Source organism: Streptococcus mitis (assembly GCF_002096835.1).
GTDB classification, from domain to species: Bacteria; Bacillota; Bacilli; order Lactobacillales; family Streptococcaceae; genus Streptococcus; species Streptococcus mitis_W.
Genome location: NZ_NCVG01000019.1, coordinates 106,594 through 129,689, shown reverse-complemented (window position 1 = coordinate 129,689; position 23,096 = coordinate 106,594). Strand labels below are relative to the sequence as shown.

16 protein-coding genes, 1 tRNA gene and 1 CRISPR repeat array (1 of these 18 running past the window's edge) are annotated in these 23,096 nt (G+C 40.1%); of the genes, 8 read left to right on the top strand and 9 right to left on the bottom strand.

The genetic code is table 11. The annotated features are described in order from the left end of the window. Positions 1–288: 288 nt before the first annotated feature. The 9 genes from B7699_RS03155 to argR form a co-directional block, all read right to left on the bottom strand. Positions 289–360: transfer RNA gene (locus B7699_RS03155), tRNA-Glu, on the bottom strand. A gap of 111 nt (positions 361–471) precedes the next feature. Further along, positions 472–906 (bottom strand): cytidine deaminase family protein, encoded by a 435-nt coding sequence (locus tag B7699_RS03150; RefSeq protein WP_049515878.1) that lies wholly within the window; start codon positions 904–906, stop codon positions 472–474. 13 nt (positions 907–919) lie between these two features. Then, the gene (gene gltX, locus B7699_RS03145) at positions 920–2,380 is read right to left on the bottom strand and encodes a glutamate--tRNA ligase (protein ID WP_084927123.1); all 1,461 of its coding nucleotides are present in this window, start codon (positions 2,378–2,380) and stop codon (positions 920–922) included. A 127-nt stretch (positions 2,381–2,507) separates the two neighbouring features. Next, the gene (locus B7699_RS03140; protein ID WP_000018269.1) at positions 2,508–3,857 is read right to left on the bottom strand and encodes a glucose-6-phosphate isomerase; all 1,350 of its coding nucleotides are present in this window, start codon (positions 3,855–3,857) and stop codon (positions 2,508–2,510) included. Between the two features lie 170 nt (positions 3,858–4,027). Next, positions 4,028–4,717, bottom strand: a complete 690-nt coding sequence (locus B7699_RS03130) for a gamma-glutamyl-gamma-aminobutyrate hydrolase family protein (protein WP_084927122.1) — start codon at positions 4,715–4,717, stop codon at positions 4,028–4,030. Positions 4,718–4,855: 138 nt separating this feature from the next. After that, positions 4,856–6,622, bottom strand: a complete 1,767-nt coding sequence (gene patB, locus B7699_RS03125; RefSeq protein WP_084927121.1) for a multidrug efflux ABC transporter subunit PatB — start codon at positions 6,620–6,622, stop codon at positions 4,856–4,858. Position 6,623: 1 nt separating this feature from the next. Then, positions 6,624–8,330 carry a multidrug efflux ABC transporter subunit PatA gene (gene patA, locus B7699_RS03120; protein ID WP_084927120.1) on the bottom strand — a complete coding sequence of 569 codons (1,707 nt, stop codon included), beginning with the start codon at positions 8,328–8,330 and terminating at the stop codon, positions 6,624–6,626. A 146-nt stretch (positions 8,331–8,476) separates the two neighbouring features. Beyond that, the gene (gene mutS, locus B7699_RS03115; protein WP_084927119.1) at positions 8,477–11,011 is read right to left on the bottom strand and encodes a DNA mismatch repair protein MutS; all 2,535 of its coding nucleotides are present in this window, start codon (positions 11,009–11,011) and stop codon (positions 8,477–8,479) included. Between the two features lie 50 nt (positions 11,012–11,061). After that, entirely contained in the window at positions 11,062–11,508 is a 447-nt protein-coding gene (argR, locus tag B7699_RS03110; protein ID WP_001231476.1) for an arginine repressor, read from the bottom strand. Positions 11,509–11,643: 135 nt separating this feature from the next. Between argR and argS the strand changes: the two genes are divergently transcribed. The 8 genes from argS to csn2 all read left to right on the top strand — a co-directional run bounded on the left by argS (position 11,644) and on the right by csn2 (position 22,475). Further along, on the top strand, positions 11,644–13,335 hold the full coding sequence (argS, locus tag B7699_RS03105) for an arginine--tRNA ligase (protein WP_084927118.1): 1,692 nt from the start codon (positions 11,644–11,646) through the stop codon (positions 13,333–13,335). A gap of 377 nt (positions 13,336–13,712) precedes the next feature. Next, positions 13,713–13,958: a hypothetical protein gene (locus tag B7699_RS03100; RefSeq protein WP_049544515.1), complete on the top strand. Its 246-nt coding sequence runs from the start codon at positions 13,713–13,715 to the stop codon at positions 13,956–13,958. Positions 13,959–14,125: 167 nt separating this feature from the next. Further along, positions 14,126–15,142, top strand: a complete 1,017-nt coding sequence (locus B7699_RS03095) for an NAD(P)H-dependent glycerol-3-phosphate dehydrogenase (RefSeq protein ID WP_084927117.1) — start codon at positions 14,126–14,128, stop codon at positions 15,140–15,142. Between the two features lie 21 nt (positions 15,143–15,163). Beyond that, a complete protein-coding gene (gene galU, locus B7699_RS03090) occupies positions 15,164–16,063 on the top strand; it encodes a UTP--glucose-1-phosphate uridylyltransferase GalU (RefSeq protein WP_084927116.1) in 900 nt (299 codons plus the stop codon). Between the two features lie 422 nt (positions 16,064–16,485). Then, positions 16,486–20,616 (top strand): type II CRISPR RNA-guided endonuclease Cas9, encoded by a 4,131-nt coding sequence (gene cas9, locus B7699_RS03085; RefSeq protein WP_084927115.1) that lies wholly within the window; start codon positions 16,486–16,488, stop codon positions 20,614–20,616. Further along, positions 20,613–21,482: a type II CRISPR-associated endonuclease Cas1 gene (cas1, locus tag B7699_RS03080; protein WP_192851997.1), complete on the top strand. Its 870-nt coding sequence runs from the start codon at positions 20,613–20,615 to the stop codon at positions 21,480–21,482. Before cas9 ends, cas1 begins: the two co-directional genes overlap by 4 nt. Further along, the gene (cas2, locus tag B7699_RS03075; protein ID WP_084927113.1) at positions 21,479–21,823 is read left to right on the top strand and encodes a CRISPR-associated endonuclease Cas2; all 345 of its coding nucleotides are present in this window, start codon (positions 21,479–21,481) and stop codon (positions 21,821–21,823) included. The genes cas1 and cas2 overlap by 4 nt, the downstream gene beginning before the upstream one ends. Continuing rightward, positions 21,813–22,475 (top strand): type II-A CRISPR-associated protein Csn2, encoded by a 663-nt coding sequence (gene csn2 / locus B7699_RS03070; RefSeq protein WP_084927112.1) that lies wholly within the window; start codon positions 21,813–21,815, stop codon positions 22,473–22,475. Before cas2 ends, csn2 begins: the two co-directional genes overlap by 11 nt. Before the next feature lie 90 nt (positions 22,476–22,565). Next, positions 22,566–23,096: direct repeats of the CRISPR family, unit length 36 nt; unit sequence GTTTTAGAGCTGTGTTGTTTCGAATGGTTCCAAAAC (it continues 297 nt past the right edge of the window).

Genomic DNA, 23,096 nt, shown 5'->3' with positions numbered 1-23,096 from the left:
GCACGCCGCCAGCGTTCGTCCTGAGCCAGGATCAAACTCTCATTAAAAGTTTGAGTTCTTACTCATTTCTGTCACTGACAGATTTATTGTTTTTTCATTGTTCAGTACTACAACAGTTGTTGTAGTGCCCTGCACATTGGTTCGTCTTGTTCAGTTTTCAAAGGTCTTTGTCACTCGCTTCTCTCAAGTGACAACTATATTAGTATATCACAGTCGCTTTCGCTTGTCAACACTTTTTTGAAACTTTTTTAAACTTTTTTCATCAAGTGTTCCAACCGTAACATACCATAGTCCGTACGGGATTCGAACCCGTGTTACCGCCGTGAAAAGGCGGTGTCTTAACCCCTTGACCAACGGACCTGAGCTGTTATTTTCAACTCTTACTATTATACCGACTTTTCAAACTTTGTCAACTACTTTTTTCTGTTTTTTTCAAATTAAGTAAAAAGAGCCAGAATTATACTGACTCTTCTATTGATTATTAAACTTAGAAGCACGTTCTTCTCCCCACCAATATGGGATTAGTTCTGCGATTTTCACCGTCTTTCTTGTATCGTAGTCCATCATGAATTCTGCGTCTTTATTTTCAGCGTTCAACTCTAAGAGGAATTCTCTGCAAGCGCCACAAGGCATACCCGAACTTCCACCATAAGGTGGTTTGTCGCGAAAGGCTAAGACTTTTTTAACCTTAGTTTGTCCCGAAAATTGGTACATATTGAAGAGTGCTGCCCGCTCTGCGCAGAGATGGAAAACACCACAGGTTCCCTCCATACAGAATCCTGTAAATATTTGTCCATCTTCTGCTTCTACTGCGGCAACGACATGATTAGCATAAACAAAATCAGATACTTCATGTGGATTATACAGTTTCTGTGCTTCTTCGTACATCTTTTCCCAGATGTCCATTGTTGTATCCTTCTTATTTAGAGATTTCTTTTAACATATTTTCGATATGCTGGATTGATTTTTCACGGCCTAACAAGAAGATTGTATCTGGCAATTCTGGTCCATGCATTTCACCTGAAACTGAGATACGAATAGGCATGAAAAGATTTTTTCCTTTAATACCTGTTTCTTTTTGAACAGCTTTGATTTGTGGGAAGATATTTTCTGTTACAAATTCATCATTTGTCATCGCCTCAAGTTTTGCTTTGAAGGCTTCAAGAACTGTTGGGACTGTTTCCCCTGCCATGACTTCGCGTTCTGCTTCTGTCAATTCTGGGAAATCTGAGAAGAAGAGATCCGTCAATGGAATAATTTCATCTACTGATTTCATTTGTGGTTTATAGAGCTCAACTAGTTTTTCAGCTTTGTCAGTTAAACGGCCTGCTTCCTCTAAGAATGGTTTTGCCATTTCAAAGATAGTTTCTAGGTCTGCATTCTTGATATAATCATTGCTCATCCAGTCGAGTTTCTTCTGATCAAAGGCTGCTGGAGACTTGCTGAGGCGGTTTTCATCGAAAAGTTTAATGAGTTCTTCACGAGAGAAGATTTCATCTTCGCCACCTGGGTTCCAACCAAGAAGAGCGATAAAGTTAAAGATTGCTTCTGGTAAATAGCCTTTTTTACGGTAGTCTTCGATAAACTGAAGGGTGTTGGTGTCACGTTTAGACAATTTTTTCCCAGTTTCAGAGTTGATGATCAAGGTCATGTGACCGAACTCTGGAGCTTCCCAGCCAAGCGCTTCATAAACCATGAGCTGTTTTGGTGTATTAGCAATGTGGTCATCTCCACGGATAACGTGAGAGATTTGCATATCGTGATCATCGATAACAACGGCAAAGTTGTAAGTTGGGTAACCGTCTTTCTTTTGGATAACCCAGTCACCACCAATATTGCCACCTTCAAATTCGATATCGCCTTTGACCATGTCATGCCACTTGTAGATACCTGACTCATTGACAGCCAAACGAACCGTTGGGATGATCCCTGCTGCTTCGCGTTCTGCGATGTAAGTAGCTTTTTCCTCTTCACTCATCCCAAGGTATTCATTGATGTAACGTGGTGTTTCACCAGCCGCTTCTTGGCGTTCGCGTTCAGCTACCAACTCTTCTTCTGTAACGTAAGATTTGTAGGCATTTCCTTCAGCTAGCAATTGGTCGATGTATTTTTGATACAAGTCCAAACGTTCAGACTGGCGGTAGTTTTCATGTGTTTCTGGGCTTTCATCCCAATTCATGCCCAACCAACGAAGGTTTTCAAGCTGTGAACGTTCACCATCTTCGACATGTCGTTTACGGTCAGTATCTTCAATACGAATGATAAAAGTTCCACCGTGATGACGGGCGTAAAGGTAGTTGAATAATGCTGTACGGGCATTTCCGATGTGTAGTAGTCCTGTTGGACTTGGTGCGTAACGTACGCGGATATCTTTTGACATAGTTTCTCCTATAAAGTCTCTAGGCGTCTGCCTTTTTGCTCTCTATATTATATCACAAGTCTTGGCTGAGTCCAATTTCTATGAATAAAGAGAGTAAAAAGAGTGGGCAATCCACTCTTTTCTTCTATTATAGACGTGCGTTAAGTTCTTTGCTCAATTCTTCAAATCCTGGTTTTCCAAGAAGGGCAAACATGTTGCGTTTGTAAGCTTCAACACCTGGTTGGTCAAATGGGTTGATGGCATTCAAGTAACCAGAAAGGGCGATAGCCAATTCGAAGAAGTAGATAGTGTAACCAAGAGTGAAAGCATCTTGCTCTGGAAGGGTCACATACATGTTTGGTACATCACCATCTGTGTGGGCAAGAAGAACACCGTCAGTCGCTTTTTTGTTTACAAAGTCAACGTCTTTTCCTTGAAGGTAACCAAGTCCATCAAGGTCTTCTTCCAAAGTAGGAATAATCACGTTTTTACGAGGTTTGTCAACACGAACAACTGTTTCAAACATGATACGAGTTCCTTCTTGAATAAATTGACCAAGTGAGTGCAAGTCAGTTGAGAAGTTGGCTGAAGTTGGGTAGATACCTTTTTGGTCTTTTCCTTCTGATTCACCAGCCAATTGTTTCCACCATTCTGAGAAGTATTGAAGTGATGGCTCGTAGTTTACCAAGATTTCAGTTGCATATCCTTTACGGTAAAGGATATTACGAACTGCTGCGTATTGATAAGCTTCGTTTTCAGAGATTTTGTCTGAAGTGTAGTCTTTGCGAGCTGCATTCGCACCTTCCATAAGGGCTTTAATGTCAGCTCCTGATGCTGCAATTGGAAGCAAACCAACTGCTGTCAATACTGAGAAGCGTCCACCGATGTCATCTGGAACCACAAAGGTTTCCCAACCGTTAGCGTCTGCTTCAACCTTAACAGCACCTTTTTGGCGGTCAGTTGTTGCGTAGATACGTTTGTTTGCTTCTTCTTGTCCGTATTTCTTAACCAAGAGTTCTTTGAAGACACGGAAAGCGATAGCTGGTTCAGTTGTTGTACCTGATTTAGAAATCACGTTTACTGAGAAGTCTTTGTCTGCAACATACTCTACCAAGTCAGCAAGGTAAGTAGATGAGATTGAGTTTCCTGCGTAAAGGATTTGTGGAGCTTTGCGTTCTTCTTTTGTTTGCAAGTTAGCAAAGTGGTGGTTCAAGAAGTCGATTGCTGCTTTGGCACCAAGGTAAGATCCACCGATACCGATCACAACCAAAACATCGCTATCTGATTTGATTTGCTCAGCAGCTTTCAAGATGCGGTCAAATTCTTCGCGGTCGTAATTTTCAGGAAGGTCCAACCATCCCAAGAAGTCGCTACCAGCACCAGTTCCTTTACGGATCAATTCATCTGCTGCTGTTACTTGTGATTGCATGTATTCCACTTCATGTGGTGCAACAAATTTGTCTAAAACTTTTGAATAATCAAATTTAATATGTGACATGTTATTCCTCCAATATTTCTTCTTTTCTATCATAACGCTTACCTTCGTTTTTTTCAAGTTTTTTTGTCGAATTTCTCCATTTTTTATCAGAATTCAAACGTTTGCGTAAAAATCCCACATTCCAAAAATTTTGAAAAAATAAAATAAAGAACGACCAGATGTCCCAGTCGTTACAGTTCATTCAATAAATACTCAAATAATTCTAAATTGCCATCTTCTTCATTAACCAGAAACTCTGGATGCCACTGTAAACCGATAATGCGGTGCTCGTCGATAGACTCAATCGCTTCAATAGTTTGGTCTCTTGGATCAATAGCAGTTACACGGAAATTAGGTGCCAAATCTTTAATACTTTGACGATGAACTGAGTTAACCTGACTTTCTTTTCCGAATAGCTTAGCCACCATGCTTCCTTCTACTGTCTCAATAGAGTGAGATGTTCCGAAAGGCAGTCCTTGCCAGTGACCTTCGATTTCTTGATTGAGGGTTCCGCCAAAGGCAACATTGACAAGTTGAACACCACGGCAGATTGCCATAATTGGTTTATTCTGACGGAGCGCTTCTTTCAAAAGCGCCAATTCAAATTCATCACGCACTAGATTGTAATCGTCGCTCTCGATGGTCTTTTTCTCTCCGTAAAATTGAGGATGGACATTTTGCCCACCTGTCAAGATGAGCTTGTCAATCATTTCTACATAATCGCGCACGACTGACTCGTCACCAACAGGAATGACTAAAGGGAGACCGCCGACTTGACGAATGCTCTCTGCGAATCTACAAGATACAGATGAATGAATGTTTTTTCCTTCCGCGTCTACGGGACATAGATTTGCAGCAACTCCTACAACCGTTCTAGGCATGATGTCTCTCCTTTCGAATATTAACGATAGTCCTATCATATCACTCAAAATGACTTTCGTCTAATATGTTTTTTTAAAGGCCGTGATAAATATTTTTTATGGACAAGAAAAAGCTGCCCACATAGGACAACTTCTTTCTTATTCAAAAACAAATTGATTGTGATAGAGTTCTGAATAGAAGCCACCTAGTTTCAAAAGTTCATGGTGATTACCGCGTTCAATGACTTCTCCATCTTTGAGGACAATAATCTGGTCTGCATTGAGGATGGTCTTCAAACGATGGGCAATGACGAAACTGGTTCTGCCTGCTACAACCGCCTCCATGGCATGCTGAATCTTACTTTCTGTCACCGTATCTACGTTTGAAGTTGCTTCATCTAGAATGAGAACTTCTGGATCTGTCATCAGGGTTCGAGCGATGGAAATCAATTGTTTCTGCCCTGTTGAGAAGATGCTCTGGTCATCATCGATAAGAGTATCGTACTTATCAGGTAAGCTGTCGATATAGTCGTGAATGTGGGTTGCCTTGGCTGCTACCTCAACCATTTCTTGACTAGCATCTGGCACACCGAAACGAATATTGTCTCGAATCGTTCCGCTAAACAAGACCGAATCTTGCAAGACAATCCCCACCTTGCTTCTTAGACTATCTAAATCATAGTCACGAATGTCTTTGCCGTCAAAATAAATACCACCAGCATCAACATCATAAAAGCGATTGATGAGGTTCATAATAGTCGTTTTCCCTGACCCTGTCGGCCCAACAACCGCTGTCATCTGGCCTTTCGGAGCGGAAATGCTGACATCTTTCAAAATAGGTTTATCAGGCAAGTATGAAAAATCAATATGACTAATTTCAACACCTTCTTGCAACTTAGTAAAGATCGGAGCCTTTTCAGGTCGAATTTCTTCCTCTGCGTCAAACATTTCCTGAATCCGTTCAGCACCTGTAAAGGCCAACTGAAGACTTCCCCAACTAGCTGCAACTTGGATAATAGGCTGGTAGTACTGCTGTGAAAATTGGGCAAACATAACAATCAAACCTAGGGCGGTACTTGTTTCAATAGACTTATCATTCAAAAGTACAGCTGAACCAGCAAAGATGACGACGGCTGTATTAACCAGGCTCATCCCATTCATGACAGGGAAAAGAATTCCTGAGAACATTCTTCCTTTAAAGGTCGCCTTGCGCACGCGCTCATTTTGTTCAAGAAATCCTGCCATCATATCCTCTTGAATACCTTGCACAATGACAGCTTTTTGGCCTGAAATACTCTCGTCCATATAGGCGTTGAGCTTCCCTACCTCTTTCTGCTGGAGGTTGGTATATTTCCGTGCCATTTTTACGATGAAAATCAGCATGAGGAAGGCAACTGGTGTGCTGGCAATGGTGATGAGGGCCAGCGTCACATTTCTCGAAAACATGACAAGAATCAGACCAATATATAAAACAATATTGCTCATGACCTGAATCAAGCTCTCGTTAAAGGCTTGAAGGATATTATCCAAATCACTGGTAAAACGAGACAAGATATCGCCATCTTGTCGGCGGTCAAAGAAAGAAACCGTCAAGCGAGCAAGCTTACCGAAGAGGCCTTTGCGCATCTCATTGGTCGAATCTGCAATCACGCGCGTCATGAGACACATGTATATGACACTAGAGATAAATAGAACCAAAACCAGCAGGCCAAGATTGATCATGATTCCTGATAGACTTTGCCAAACAAGTTCTGGATTGCCATCTTGATAAGCTTGAACTAAATTAGCTAGCTGCGTCACTGCTTGTCCAGAAAAAACCGGAAAGAGGGCTTGGGCAAGAGTTGCCAGAACAATCATCAGGATAACAACTACAAATGATAGCTTATAGACTTTAAAATAATTCCAAAAAAATTGAACTGTCTTCATTTTACTCCTCCTTTCCTTTCTGTGTTTCATAGATTTCACGGTAAACAGCATTGTTGGCAACCAAGTCTGCATGCGTACCTTGACCAATCAATCGTCCTTGATCTAGAACCAAGATTTTATCTGCATGAACAACCGAGCTAATCTTTTGAGCGATGATAATGGTTGTCGTTCCCTTTAATTCCTTATTCAAGGCTTCTTGAACCAGGCGCTCTGACTTAGCATCCAAGGCCGAGGTCGAATCGTCAAAAATCAGAATACGTGGATTGCTGACAATCCCACGCGCAATCGACATCCTTTGCTTTTGCCCACCTGAGAAATTGGTTCCCCGTTCCTCAACTGGACTTTCAAAGGTTTTCTCCATACGATGAATGAATTCACTGGCTTGGGCAATATTTGCTGCGCGCTCCATTTCAAATAGAGTAGCATCTCCCTTACCCTGTCTCAAGTTATCTGCAATCGTTCCACTAAAGAGAATGGCACGTTGAAGAACGATAGAAACAGTTTTACGCAAGGTTCCTTCACTCACTTCTCGAATATCCTTGCCTCCGATTTTGATAGCCCCTTCCTGTGGGTCAAAGAGACGTGGAATCAATTGAGCCAAGGTTGACTTTCCTGCACCAGTCGCTCCAACTACACCAACCATCTGACCAGGTTCGATAGTAAAGGTCACATCTTTCAGCATTGGTTCCTTATCCATTGGATAGGTAAAGGTCACATTTTCAAAGCTAAGACTTCCGACCAACTCTTCATCTGGCACATCCTTGAAGGTCATGGCTGGCTCTGCGTCAAGAATTTCTCGAATACGACGCATGGAAATCATAGCACGACTGACAGAATTTCCCAAAAATCCAACCATAACAATAGTAAAGATAATCTGGCTTAGGTAATTGACAAAGGAAGCAATGGAGCCAACAACTGACGGATCCGACTGAACCATACCTGCAACTAGCCAAATAGAGAGGAATACTGCCCCATAACCTACCAACATCATGAAAGGTTCCACTACTGAAAAGGCATACCCAATGTAAAGATTTTGACCGAGAAGCTCGTCTGAAACCTCCGTAAACTTAGCAAACTGCTCTTTTTCTTGGACAAAGGACTTGACCACACGAACGCCACGCAGATTTTCCTTGGCAATGGCATTGATGCGTTCAAGAAGGGTTTGAAACTTGGCAAAACGAGGGCCCATCATTCCCATCATGACAGCAGTCAAGGCAAAGATCAAGATAACCATGAGAACAATCACCCACCACAGAGAAGGTAAGGTTTGAACCGCAAGGATAAACGAACCGATGAATAAGAGGGGAAGTCTGAAAAGAATTTGGAAGGTCATCATGACGACGTTCTGAATCTGGTTGATATCATTTGTCATGCGAACGACTAGATTTCCCGCATTAAATTGTTCAATATTGGCATAAGAAAAGGTTTGGATTTTACGGAAGGCATCCTCTCGAAGGTCAGATGAAACTCCTTGGGCAATATAGGCTGCAAGGACAACATTGAGACCACCAGCAACTAGACCAACCACGGCCACACCAATCAACCAAGCCCCGATACTATAAATAGCTTCATATTTTCCAGCAAGGAGGGCGTCTAACACTTCCTGCAGATAACGCGGTTGCAGAAGTGAACTAGCAACCATCAAGCCTGTCATCAGGAGCGAAGCCAAGGCCTGCCACTTGTAGGTTTTTATTTTCTGAATCAGCATAATTTCTCCTTAAAAAATAGACAAAAGGGAGCGACAATGTGTCAGCTCCTTCTCATTCTGTTTGTGTGATGTTATTCTAGCAAAAAAGTGGGGGATTGTCAAAGAAGTCTCCTTAATACAGCTAGATTAACTAGTGAGTCTTGGTTTTATAGTTTCTGTTTTAACTCAACTAAGACATTCATAGCCTGCATAGGTGTCATATTGTAAACATCCAGCTTAGCTAATTCTGCTAGGATAGGATGTTCTTCAGTCGTATCAAAGAGTGAAATCTGTTCTGTGACAGCACTTGTTTGTCTCATCAGACTTGGACTTTCTCCCCCTTGACTCTCCAGTTGTGTCAAAATCTTATCCGCCCTTGCTAGAAGGTCTGCTGGCAAACCGGCAATCTTAGCAACATGAATACCGTAGGATTTATCAGCTGGCCCTGGTTCGATCTTGTGAAGGAAGGTGACCTGCCCATCCTGCTCTAAGGTTGCCACGTGGACATTGACCAAGTGTTGTAAACTAGACTCCAGACTAGTCAACTCATGGTAGTGGGTCGCAAAGAGGGTCTTGGCTCCGATATGCTCGTGAATGTATTCGATGATAGACTGAGCAAGAGCCATCCCGTCATAAGTTGCAGTTCCTCGTCCCAATTCATCAAAAAGAATCAAGGAATTTTTGGTTGCATGCGAAATGGCATTATTGGCCTCCATCATCTCCACCATAAAGGTTGACTGACCTGAAACCAAGTCATCTGCTGCTCCAATACGGGTAAAGATCGCATCAAAAATCGGTAAATGGGCGCTTTCTGCTGGCACATAAGAACCCAGCTGGGCCATAACCGCCGTCATGGCTAACTGACGCATGTAGGTTGACTTCCCACTCATGTTTGGTCCTGTAATCAGTTGAATACTGGTATCTTTTGCCATCTGAATCGTATTGGGAATATAGGTCTGAGCCCCCATGACCTTTTCAACGACAGCATGGCGCCCTTTCTGGATATCAATTCGCGAATCATCTCCGAATTCAGGTCGAATCAAATGCTGGGTTTCAGCTACAACCGCCAGACTTTGCAGGACATCAACTGTCGCAATTCCTTGGGCTAGAGCTTGTAAACATTGGATGTACTTGCTGACCTCTTCACGAATGCGCATAAAGATTTCGTACTCTAGGTTGGCTGACTTCTCACGCGCCTCCAGCATATCCCCCTCGATACGGGCCAATTCCTCAGTTCCAAAGCGTTCTGAGTTTTTCAGCGTTGCCTTGCGGAAAAAGTGAGCAGGCACATTTCCCAGTTGAGAATTGGTCACATGGAAATAGTAGCCATCCTTTTTATTGTAGTCAATCTTGAGCGTGCTGATACCAGAATTTTCTCGCTCCTTAGCCTCAATCTCAGCAATCCAGCTAGTCCCTTCTCTGAGAACGCGACGGTACTTGTCTAAAGTCTCATCAAATCCAGTCCGAATGATTCCTCCATCTGTAATCACATGAGGAGCTTCAGGAGCAATCGCTGCGCTAATCAAACTCTCCAACTCAGGGATTCCATCCAATTGTGCGATGAGATAAGCTAGAGCAGGTTGCTCCATCCCTTCTAAAATCGCACGAATCCTTGGCACACTAGACAAGGTGGTCGCCAACTGCAAGAGATCCTTGGGATTGGTTTTGCCAAAAGAAACACGACTAGCCAAGCGCTCAATATCATAAACACCCTTGAGACTGTCTGTCAAATCACTACGCTCAAAGAAATGGTCGAGAAAGACCTGCACCACTTCTTGACGTTGGATAATTCGTTCCTTATCAATCAAGGGGCGATGAATCCAAGACCGCAAGAGACGCATACCCATGGCTGTTTTGGTTTCATCCAAAAGCCAGAAAAGACTGCCTTGCTTCTTGCCTGAACGAGCATTCTCAACCAAATCCAGACTAGCCTTGGTCGCATAATCCATCTGCAAGAAATCCTTGATTTCATAGCGGATAACAGGTTTGAGGTGGTTCAATTCCCTCATCTGAGTCCGATGAACATACTGGAGCAATTTACTAGATGCCGCTTGCTCTACAGATGCCAATCGTGAATCCAGTAAATGAAGGTCTTCAAAGTCTTCTTTTTCATAGGAAAGTACCAGATTCATCTGACGACTAAGGATTTGTTCCTCTTCCTCAGACAAGTCATAGCCCAGCACCACTTCGCGCGCCTTGAGATTACGGATTTCCCCACAAACCAGCGTGAAATCCAAAAGACCTGTCACATAAAAGTCACCCGTCACCAGGTCCATATAAGCTAAGCCAAATTGACTGCCATCACGGTCTATAGCAACCAAGAAATTGTTCTGACTATCCGGCTTACTGCTATCGACCACTGTCCCTGGCGTAATGACCTGAACAACCTCTCGTTTCACAACCCCAACTGCTTGTTTAGGATCTTCCATCTGCTCTGCGATAGCTACCTTATAGCCCTGCTCAATCAAGACATCTATATACTGCTGGGCAGAATGATAGGGAACACCCGCCATCGGAATCGGATTGTCCGCATTCTTGTTGCGACTCGTTAAGGAAATTTCCAGAATTTGCGCAGCATTGACCGCATCCTCATAAAATAATTCATAAAAATCACCCATCCGAAAGAGCAAAAAAGCATCTGGATATTGCTTTTTAATATCCACATACTGTTGCATGCCGGGTGATAGCTTTTCTGTCGCCATTGTCCGTCTCTCCTTGTCAAAAATAAGTCTTGAGAGCAACTCCCAAGACCTTACTTATCTTTCATCAAATCTAGCAAACGATCTTCCATGAGTTTGGCAACGTGCTGGTCTCGACAAATGACCAATAAGGTATTGGCACCAGCAACTGTTCCTAAAATCCATTCATCCTTGTTTGCATCTACAATATTTGCCAAAACAGAGGCTTCTCCCAATTTGGTATGAAGTACCAAGGTAAACTCTGCTCTTGCAACACCTTCTAAATGATGAGACAAAAATTCCACCAAATCAATCTTTTCTGTCTCATTTGCTAGTACATAATACACCATATCATTTTTCTTGACCTTGGTCAAGCCGATTTCGCGCAAATCACGAGACAGGGTTGTCTGCGTCACAAAGACATTGTGTGCCTCCAACCGATCTTGAATTTCTTTTTGTGTACTTAATTTCTCCTCAGTAATCATTTTTTTTATTAACTGATGACGATCTCTTTTTCTCATAAAATCCTCTTATGTGAATATTTATAACTAATTTTATAACTATATTATACCAAAAAAATAAGAGATTTCAAAAATTTTTTCTTCTTTCTTTAAAATTGTGATAAAATAGTAGAAAAGTCCAAAAAGGAGCTCTTAATGAATACAAAAGAATTGATTGCTAGCGAATTGGCTAGCATCATTGATAGCCTGGACCAAGAGGCTATTTTAAATTTACTGGAAACCCCTAAAAACTCAGAAATGGGAGACATTGCTTTCCCTGCTTTTTCACTTGCAAAGGTCGAACGTAAAGCACCTCAAATGATTGCGGCTGAACTGGCTGAAAAGATTAACAGCCAATCCTTTGAAAAGGTTGTTGCAACGGGACCTTACGTTAACTTTTTCCTTGATAAATCTGCCATTTCTGCTCAAGTATTGCAAGCTGTTATCACTGAAAAAGAACACTATGCTGACCAAGATATCGGCAAACAAGAAAATGTTGTTATCGACATGTCTAGTCCCAATATCGCTAAACCATTCTCTATTGGTCACCTGCGTTCAACTGTTATCGGAGATAGCTTGTCACATATTTTCCAAAAAATCGGTTATCAAACAGTTAAGGTCAACCATTTGGGAGACTGGGGTAAACAGTTTGGGATGTTGATTGTTGCCTACAAAAAATGGGGCGACGAAGAAGCTGTAAAAGCTCATCCAATCGATGAACTTCTTAAACTCTACGTTCGTATCAATGCTGAAGCTGAAAATGACCCTAGCTTGGATGAAGAAGCACGCGAATGGTTCCGTAAACTTGAAAATGGAGATGAAGAAGCTCTCGCTCTTTGGCAATGGTTCCGTGATGAAAGTTTGGTGGAATTTAACCGCCTTTACAATGAATTGCAAGTCGAATTTGACAGCTACAACGGGGAAGCCTTCTACAACGATAAGATGGATGCAGTTGTAGACATTCTTTCTGAAAAAGGCCTTCTTGTTGAATCAGAAGGTGCCCAAGTTGTGAATCTTGAGAAATATGGAATTGAACATCCAGCCCTTATCAAAAAATCTGATGGTGCAACTCTCTATATCACACGTGACTTGGCTGCAGCCCTTTACCGTAAAAACGAATACCAATTTGCTAAATCTATCTACGTTGTTGGTCAAGAACAATCTGCCCACTTTAAACAACTCAAAGCTGTCTTGAAAGAAATGGGCTACGGCTGGAGTGAAGACATTACTCATGTTCCTTTTGGTTTGGTTACAAAAGAAGGGAAAAAACTCTCTACTCGTAAAGGGAATGTCATCTTGCTAGAGCCTACTGTTGCAGAGGCTGTTAGCCGTGCCAAGGCCCAAATCGAGGCTAAAAATCCTGAACTAGAAAACAAAGACCAGGTAGCACATGCTGTTGGGGTTGGAGCCATTAAATTCTATGACCTCAAAACCGACCGTACAAATGGATACGACTTCGACTTAGAGGCTATGGTATCCTTTGAGGGGGAAACTGGTCCTTATGTACAATATGCCTATGCTCGTATCCAATCGATCTTACGTAAAGCAGACTTCAAACCAGAAACAGTGGCTAATTACAGCTTAAATGATGCTGAAAGCTGGGAAATCATTAAACTCATCCAAGACTTCCCACGTATTATCAACCGTGCGGCGGATAACTTTGAACCTTCTATCATTGCTAAATTTGCAATTAGCCTGGCTCAAGCCTTTAACAAATACTATGCACATACACGTATCTTGGATGATAGCCCAGAACGCGACAGCCGTCTAGCTCTCAGCTACGCAACCGCAGTCGTTCTCAAAGAAGCCCTTCGCTTGCTTGGAGTAGAAGCGCCAGAGAAGATGTAAATCACCAAAGTTACTTGATTGCAAAGCAATCTAAGTAACTAACGCCAAATCCTATCAGGGATTTGGCTAGGTGCTTCACTAGTAAAGAAACATAAATATTATCGATTTATGTTTCTTTACGTCGTAACCAATACGAATTGTCTAAACGCTTCACCAATTCATCTAACCAAATAATATCGATTTGGTTAGGTTCATGTCGTAATCTTTTAATTACTTGATTGTAAAGCAATCTAAGTAACTAAGACCAAATCCTATACGGATTTTGGTTTAGAGGTCTATCAAAAATCTTATCACGTTTTGCTGGCTTGTTCTGCTATTTTAGATCCACTAAATCGATTTATTCACTACTACTTCTTTATCATACAGGGAGATATTCTATGAGCCAATATGCTTATATCCTCGTTGTGATTAGCTTGGTTTTCCTTTTTCTGCTTAATAAGTACGAGAAGGAGAGACTGCAAAAACTCTACCAAGAACAACTGTTGAAGGATGAAACATTTAGGACTGATATCAAAGAGAAAATTCAAACGACTGAAAATATCAATGATGTCATTGCTTACATCAATAAAACTTATCATCTGGGAATGTTATTATCAAAAGACATTACAGATCAATTGAAATAAACCTAACTATTCTTTAAGGAATATCAAAACCGAGACTGAGAGTTTAATACTTAGCCTCGGTTTTTATATATTTTTCAAGTCACAAAGCAAGCACTCCCCAGCAATGCAAGTGCAAAATCCCCTAGAATGTGATAAAATAAAAAGAGAACTCTATCAAGGAGGAAAACATGGAAAAACAAACCATCGCCGTCTTGGGGCCTGGTTCTTGGGGAACTGCCCTTTCACAAGTCTTAAATGACAATGGACACGAGGTACGTATTTGGGGAAATCTTCCCGAGCAAATCAATGAAATTAATACCTATCATACTAACAAGCACTACTTTAAAGATGTCGTTCTAGATGAAAATATCATTGCCTACACCGACTTATCAGAGGCACTGAAAGATGTAGATGCGATTTTGTTTGTTGTCCCAACAAAAGTGACACGACTTGTTGCCCAACAAGTTGCAAAAACCTTGGACCATAAGGCTATCATCATGCACGCTTCAAAGGGATTAGAGCCTGATAGCCATAAACGATTATCAACCATCCTTGAAGAAGAAATTCCTGAACATCTCCGCAGTGATATTGTCGTTGTTTCAGGACCTAGTCATGCAGAAGAGACCATTGTTCGTGACCTAACTTTAATCACTGCTGCTTCTAAAGATTTACAAACAGCTCAATACGTTCAGGAGCTTTTTAGTAATCACTACTTCCGACTTTATACCAATACGGATGTTATCGGAGTTGAAACTGCTGGTGCTCTTAAAAATATTATTGCTGTCGGTGCTGGAGCTTTACATGGTTTGGGATTTGGTGACAATGCTAAGGCAGCCATCATCGCTCGAGGCTTGGCAGAAATTACCCGCTTAGGAGTAGCACTCGGTGCCAGTCCATTGACCTATAGTGGCTTGTCTGGTGTAGGAGACTTGATCGTAACGGGAACCTCCATCCACTCTCGTAACTGGAGAGCCGGAGATGCTCTTGGTCGGGGAGAATCTCTAGCTGATATCGAAGCCAATATGGGCATGGTGATTGAAGGAATCTCAACGACTCGAGCAGCCTATGAACTAGCGCAAGAACTTGGAGTCTATATGCCAATTACACAGGCCATTTACCAAGTTATCTACCACGGAACCAATATCAAAGATGCCATTTATGACATCATGAACAATGAATTTAAAGCAGAAAATGAGTGGTCTTAACCCTCTAAAGAAAGGATACTTATGACATCAAAAGTTAGAAAGGCAGTCATCCCTGCCGCTGGGCTTGGAACTCGATTTTTACCAGCAACAAAGGCCCTTGCCAAAGAAATGTTACCAATTGTAGATAAACCAACTATCCAGTTTATCGTAGAAGAAGCTCTTAAATCAGGTATTGAAGATATTCTGGTTGTTACTGGTAAATCAAAACGTTCTATTGAAGACCACTTTGACTCAAACTTTGAGCTTGAATACAACCTCAAAGAAAAAGGCAAGCATGACTTGCTAAAATTGGTAGACGAAACAACTGGCATTCGCCTTCACTTTATCCGTCAAAGCCATCCTCGTGGTCTTGGAGATGCTGTCTTACAAGCAAAAGCTTTTGTGGGGAATGAACCCTTCGTTGTCATGCTTGGTGACGACCTAATGGATATCACAGATGACCATGCTGTCCCTTTGACAAAACAATTGATGAACGATTACGAGATGACTCACGCATCAACAATTGCTGTTATGCCTGTCCCTCATGAAGAAGTTTCAGCATATGGAGTTATCGCTCCTCAGGGTGAAGGGATTAATGGTCTCTATAGTGTCGAAACTTTCGTTGAAAAACCAGCTCCAGAAGATGCTCCAAGTGATTTGGCAATCATCGGACGCTATCTGCTCACACCAGAAATTTTTGAGATCCTCGAAATTCAAGCTCCCGGTGCTGGAAATGAAATCCAGCTTACCGACGCTATTGATACGCTTAATAAAACACAACGTGTTTTTGCCCGTGAATTTACAGGAGCTCGTTACGACGTTGGGGATAAGTTTGGATTTATGAAAACATCTATTGACTACGCCCTCAAGCACCCACAAGTCAAAGATGACTTGAAAGAATACCTCATCCAACTTGGAAAAGAATTGGCTGAGAAGGAATAACAAAATCATTTATATAAAGAAGAACTAGGATGCTTAATTATCCTAGTTCTTCTTTATATATCAAGATTAGCCACACATAAATTAAGTAAATTCTCTACTTGAATCTACCTATTTCATAAAAACTAATGAAAATGCTATACTTGTATTTGTTTTTTCATTAAAATAAGAGTAGAATAAATTAGTATAGTAAAACAAAAAAGCACCGAATCGGTGCGCACTTTTTCAAGTTGTGTACGGACAAAGCCTTATTTTAACTTTGCTGTGTTGTTTCGAATAGTTCCAACACTTGTATTGTATATTATTCTTTTAAAATTAGCAAGAGAAATGTAAATAAAATGGAATAATATTTTATATTAGAAATTCATCTGAAAGTATTGTATTATCATTTACTAACAAAAAACTTAATAAAAGGAGAACACTAAATGAGCAACAAATCCTACTCTATCGGACTCGATATCGGAACTAACAGCGTCGGATGGGCCGTCATTACGGATGACTATAAGGTACCATCGAAAAAGATGAAAGTTCTGGGCAATACTGATAAATACTTTATTAAGAAAAATCTAATTGGAGCTTTATTATTTGATGAAGGGACTACTGCTGAAGATAGACGTCTAAAACGAACAGCACGCCGTCGCTATACTCGTCGAAAAAATCGTCTTCGCTATCTTCAAGAAATCTTTTCTGAAGAAATGAGCAAGGTGGATAGTAGTTTCTTCCATCGATTAGATGACTCCTTCTTAGTTCCTGAGGATAAAAGAGGAAGTAAATATCCTATTTTTGCTACCTCGGCAGAAGAAAAAGAATATCACAAGAAATTTCCAACTATCTATCATTTGAGAAAACACCTGGCGGACTCAAAAGAAAAAACTGACTTACGCTTGATCTATCTAGCATTAGCGCATATGATTAAATACCGCGGACATTTTTTATATGAAGAATCTTTCGATATTAAAAACAATGATATCCAGAAAATCTTTAGCGAGTTTATAAGCATTTACGACAACACCTTTGAAGGAAGTTCACTTAGTGGACAAAATGCACAAGTAGAAGCAATTTTTACTGATAAAATTAGTAAATCTGCTAAGAGAGAACGCATTCTAAAACTCTTTGCTTATGAAAAACCCACTGGTCTATTTTCAGAATTTCTCAAGTTAATTGTAGGAAATCAAGCTGAGTTTAAAAAACATTTTGACTTGGAAGAAAAAGCTCCACTACAATTCTCTAAAGATACCTATGATGAGGATTTGGAAAACTTGCTCGGACAAATTGGAGATGACTTTGCAGACCTTTTCCTAGTGGCTAAAAAGCTCTATGACGCCATTCTTCTATCAGGTATCTTAACTGTTAAAGATCTTTCAACCAAGGCTCCACTTTCAGCATCTATGATTGAGCGCTATGAAAATCACCAAAAAGACTTAGCGGCTCTAAAACAATTCATCCAAAACAATCTTCAAGAAAAATATGATGAAGTTTTCTCTGACCAATCTAAAGATGGGTATGCTGGGTATATCAATGGCAAAACCACTCAAGAAGCATTTTACAAGTACATCAAAAATCTTCTCTCTAAATTCGAAGGAGCAGATTATTTCCTTGATAAAATTGAACGTGAAGATTTCTTGAGAAAACAACGCACCTTTGATAATGGTTCTATCCCTCATCAAATTCATCTTCAAGAAATGAATGCCATTATCCGTCGGCAAGGAGAACATTATCCATTTCTGCAAGAAAATAAAGAAAAGTTTGAGAAAATCTTAACTTTCCGTATTCCTTACTACGTTGGCCCATTGGCTCGTGGAAATCGTAATTTTGCTTGGCTTACTCGAAATTCTGACCAAGCAATCCGACCTTGGAATTTTGAAGAAATTGTTGACCAAGCAAGCTCTGCGGAAGAATTCATCAATAAAATGACTAACTATGACTTGTATCTGCCAGAGGAAAAAGTTTTGCCCAAGCATAGTCTCTTGTATGAAACATTTGCTGTCTACAATGAATTAACAAAAGTAAAATTTATTGCAGAGGGATTGAGAGACTATCAATTCCTTGATAGTGGGCAAAAGAAGCAAATTGTCAATCAATTATTCAAAGAGAAAAGAAAAGTAACTGAAAAAGACATTATTCAGTATCTACACAATGTTGATGGCTACGATGGAATCGAACTAAAAGGAATTGAAAAACAATTTAACGCTAGTCTTTCTACTTATCATGATTTACTTAAAATAATCAAGGATAAAGCATTTATGGATGATGCTGAAAATGAAGCAACTCTTGAAAATATCATCCACACGCTCACTATCTTTGAAGATCGTGAGATGATCAAGCAACGTCTTGCTCAATATGACTCTCTCTTTGATAAAAAAGTGATTAAAGCACTGACTCGTCGACATTATACTGGTTGGGGAAAACTCTCTGCTAAGTTGATTAATGGCATCAGTGATAAACAAACTGGCAATACGATTCTTGACTATTTGATTGATGATGGCTACAGCAATCGTAATTTTATGCAGTTAATCAATGATGACGGACTTTCCTTCAAAGACATTATTCAAAAAGCACAAGTGGTTGGTAAGACAAACGATGTGAAACAAGTTGTCCAAGAGCTTCCAGGAAGCCCTGCTATTAAAAAGGGAATTTTACAAAGTATCAAGATTGTTGATGAACTTATCAAGGTTATGGGCCACACTCCCGAGTCCATTGTAATTGAGATGGCACGAGAAAATCAGACAACTGCCAGAGGGAAAAAGAATTCCCAACAAAGATATAAACGCATTGAAGATGCACTAAAAAATCTAGCTCCTGGGCTTGATTCAAATATATTAAAAGAATATCCAACAGATAATATTCAACTGCAAAACGACCGTCTCTTCCTGTACTATCTCCAAAATGGGAGAGATATGTATACTGGGAAACCTCTTGATATCAACCAACTAAGTAGCTATGACATTGACCACATCGTCCCACAGGCTTTTATAAAAGATGATTCTCTAGACAACCGTGTCTTGACTAATTCAAAGGATAATCGTGGTAAATCTGATAATGTTCCAAGTTTAGAGGTTGTTCAAAAAAGAAAAGCTTTTTGGCAACAATTACTGGATTCCAAATTGATTTCAGAACGTAAATTTAATAACTTAACCAAGGCTGAACGTGGTGGTTTGGACAGGGAAGATAAGGTTAGCTTTATCAGACGTCAACTAGTTGAAACACGGCAAATCACAAAACATGTTGCTCAGATTTTGGATGCCCGTTTTAATACAGAAGTGACTGAGAAGGATAAGAAGAACCGTAAGGTCAAAATTATCACTTTGAAATCCAATCTAGTTTCCAACTTCCGTAAAGAATTTAAGTTATATAAGGTGCGGGAAATCAATGACTACCACCATGCACATGATGCCTATTTAAATGCAGTGGTAGCTAAGGCTATCCTTAAGAAATATCCTAAATTAGAGCCTGAATTCGTCTATGGTGACTATCAAAAGTACGATATTAAGCGCTACATCTCAAGATCCAAAGATCCTAAAGATGTTGAAAAAGCAACTGAAAAGTATTTCTTCTACTCAAACTTGTTGAACTTCTTTAAAGAAGAGGTGCATTACGCAGACGGAACCATCGTAAAAAGAGAGAATATCGAATACTCCAATGATACTGGAGAAATCGCTTGGAATAAAGAAAAAGATTTCGCTACAATCAAAAAAGTTCTTTCACTTCCGCAGGTGAATATTGTGAAGAAGACAGAAGAACAAACCGTTGGACAAAATGGTGGTCTGTTTGATAACAATATTGTGTCCAAGAAAAAAGTAGTTGACGCAAGTAAACTAATCCCTATCAAATCCGATTTATCCCCCGAAAAGTATGGTGGTTATGCGAGACCTACAATCGCTTATTCAGTTCTTGTTATAGCAGATATTGAAAAAGGAAAGGCTAAAAAATTAAAGAGAATTAAAGAGATGGTTGGAATAACTATTCAAGATAAAAAGAAATTTGAAGCAAATCCAATCGCCTATCTTGAAGAACGTGGTTATAAAAATATCAATCCTAATCTTATTATAAAACTGCCTAAGTATAGTCTCTTTGAATTTAATGATGAACAGCGAAGATTATTAGCAAGCTCTATTGAATTGCAAAAAGGTAACGAATTGATTTTACCTTACCATTTCACTGCTTTACTTTACCACGCACAGCGAATTAGTAAAATTAATGAACCAATTCATAAACAGTATGTGGAAACACATCAAAGTGAATTTGAAGAATTATTAACAACAATCATTTCTTTATCTAAAAAATATATCCAAAAACCAATTGTTGAATCGTTATTACAACAAGCGTTTGAGCAAGCCGATAAAGATATTTATCAGTTAAGCGAATCCTTTATCTCGCTCTTAAAACTTACCTCATTTGGAGCTCCTGGAGCTTTTAGATTCCTTGGTGTTGAAATTAGTCAATCAAATGTACGATATCAATCTGTGTCTTCTTGTTTCAACGCCACCCTCATCCACCAATCCATCACTGGTCTTTACGAGACTCGGATTGACTTAAGCAAACTGGGAGAAGACTGATGGGATGGAGAACCGTTATAGTCAATACGCACTCTAAACTCTCCTACAAGAACAACCACTTGATTTTTAAAGATGCCTCTCGGACAGAGTTGATTCACTTATCCGAGGTGGATATCCTGCTTTTGGAGACGACGGATATCGTTCTCTCCACTATGCTAATCAAACGCTTGGTAGATGAAAATATTCTGGTCATCTTTTGTGATGATAAACGCTTGCCAACGGCATACTTAATGCCCTATTATGGTCGACACGATTCCAGTTTACAACTCTCTCGTCAAATTGCTTGGAATGAAGATGTAAAGGCGGAAATCTGGACAACCATCATTGCACAAAAGATTCTCAATCAGGCTTTTTATCTGGGGAGTTGTGGTTTTCTGGAAAAGAGCCAGTCAGTCATTGATCTCTATCATGGGTTGAATTTGTTTGATCCTAGTAACCGTGAAGGGCACGCAGCTCGGATTTATTTTAACACCTTGTTTGGAAATGATTTTAGTCGTGAGCAAGATAGTGATATCAATGCCGCCTTGGACTATGGCTACACCTTGATTTTGAGTATGTTTGCGCGTGAGATTGTTTTGTCTGGCTGCATGACTCAGTTTGGCTTGAAACATGCCAATCAGTTTAATCAATTCAACCTAGCTAGTGATATTATGGAGCCTTTCCGCCCGATTATTGACAGAATTGTCTATGAAAATCGAAACAGTTCTTTTGTCAAAATCAAGCGAGAACTTTTTACTATTTTCTCAGATACCTTTCACTACAATGGTAAAGATATGTACCTATCCAATATCATCAGTGACTATACTAAGAAAGTCATCCAAGCTCTCAATCAACCTGAGAAAGGAGTTCCTGAGTTTAGGATATGAGTTATCGATATATGCGTATGATTTTAATGTTCGATATGCCAGTTGATACCGTAGAGGAACGCAAGGCCTATCGGAAATTTCGGAAGTTCCTCATAGATGAGGGATTTATCATGCACCAATTCTCCATCTATAGCAAGCTCTTGCTCAATAACTCTGCTAATAACGCCATGATTGAGCGACTCAAGACTCATAACCCTAAAAAGGGGAATATTACTCTCTTAACCGTTACAGAAAAGCAGTTTTCTCGCATGATTTACTTAAATGGTGAGCGAAATACCAGCGTAGCAAACTCCAACGCACGCTTGATCTTTCTAGGAGAGGAGCCGCGAGATGAAGATTAATTTCCCACTATTGGATGAACCATTAGCTATTGAAAATGCAACTTTTTTAGTGTTGGAAGATCAGTTTACCTTTTCAACTATCGTCAAGCAGTTCTACCAATATACTGATGATGGGGAGTTGAAGTTGTTTAATAGAAATCTAAAAGCTCTGAAAGAATCTGAGTTACTAGTGATAACTGATGTCTTAGGATACAACCTCAACTCACCTGCCATGCTCAAGCTGATACATACTGATTTAGAAAATCAACTCAATGACAAGCCCGAAGTCAAGTCCATGATTGAAAAGTTGGTTGCTACGATTACAGAATTGCTGGCATTTGAGTGTTTGGAAAACGAGTTAGACCTAGAGTATGATGAAATTACCATTCTAGAGTTAATCGATGCACTTGGTGTCAAAGTCGAAACCCTGAGTGATACACCTTTTGAAAAGATGCTAGAAATTGTCCAGATTTTTAAATATCTCTCTAAAAAGAAACTCCTTGTTTTTATCAATGCATCCGCCTATCTATCAAAGGATGAGTTAGTAAATTTGATAGAGTATGTCCAACTCAATCAACTGTCCGTCTTGTTTGTTGAGCCTCGGAAAATCTATGATTTTCCGCAGTATGTATTGGATCAAGACTATTTCTTGAACCCCGAAAATATGATATAATAAAAGTAACAATTGGGACCTAGCGAACTGAAGTCTAGCTGGGACGAATGGCGCGATTACGAAATTTCGTGAGAAATATTTTTCTACGAGGTTTTAGAGCTGTGTTGTTTCGAATGGTTCCAAAACCAGCTCTATTTCAGTAAACTCACTATTTAAGTTTTAGAGCTGTGTTGTTTCGAATGGTTCCAAAACCTTACTACTTCGCGACATTTTAGCGACAGTGTTTTAGAGCTGTGTTGTTTCGAATGGTTCCAAAACAGCTTTAAAGACATCGAGATTGCGACTGGTGTTTTAGAGCTGTGTTGTTTCGAATGGTTCCAAAACATTCCAAATCATAGAGACCTCTTCTTTCGTGTTTTAGAGCTGTGTTGTTTCGAATGGTTCCAAAACCGCACCAGTTGCAGTGATAGTCACATCCACGTTTTAGAGCTGTGTTGTTTCGAATGGTTCCAAAACGAAGATCAAATGTGGGACGTCGTTGACGGTGTTTTAGAGCTGTGTTGTTTCGAATGGTTCCAAAACTTATGGTTCGAGTACGCAGATAATCATCCGGTTTTAGAGCTGTGTTGTTTCGAATGGTTCCAAAACCTTATCAATGTTTTCTTCTGTTGTTTTAAAGTT